This is a genomic window from Pseudoalteromonas sp. S3178, assembly GCF_005886985.1.
GTDB classification, from domain to species: Bacteria; Pseudomonadota; Gammaproteobacteria; order Enterobacterales; family Alteromonadaceae; genus Pseudoalteromonas; species Pseudoalteromonas carrageenovora.
Genome location: NZ_PNCW01000583.1, coordinates 1 through 319, shown reverse-complemented (window position 1 = coordinate 319; position 319 = coordinate 1). Strand labels below are relative to the sequence as shown.

Genomic DNA, 319 nt, shown 5'->3' with positions numbered 1-319 from the left:
GCTGATCGGTATCGTCAGTTTGTCCTTTTACGACGAAGACGGTTTCACTGCGCTTTCACTGCCACTTGAGCAAGGAAGTCAGTTTACACCAATCATAGCGTCAGACTCAGACAACAATGAAATAATTCTCTCAGCCTCACTCGCTAAGCGTTTGTACAAAGATGAAAATCCAATCGGTCAAACCCTCTATGCTGACAGAGAGGTGCCAAGAAAAGTGGTTGGGGTTGTGTGTGATATTTAGGTGCCTACGGGCAACCGAGGCTATACCTTAGAGCGCTATTACTTGCCGGTCACTGAAGGCAGCACATGTTTTATTATA

Annotated in this window: 1 protein-coding gene; it reads left to right on the top strand. The window is 45.8% G+C overall.

The window, feature by feature from the left end; translation table 11 throughout:
* On the top strand, positions 1–241 hold a 241-nt coding region (locus tag CWC11_RS22320), incomplete at its 5' end, for an ABC transporter permease (protein WP_249330816.1).
* Positions 242–319 lie beyond the last annotated feature (78 nt).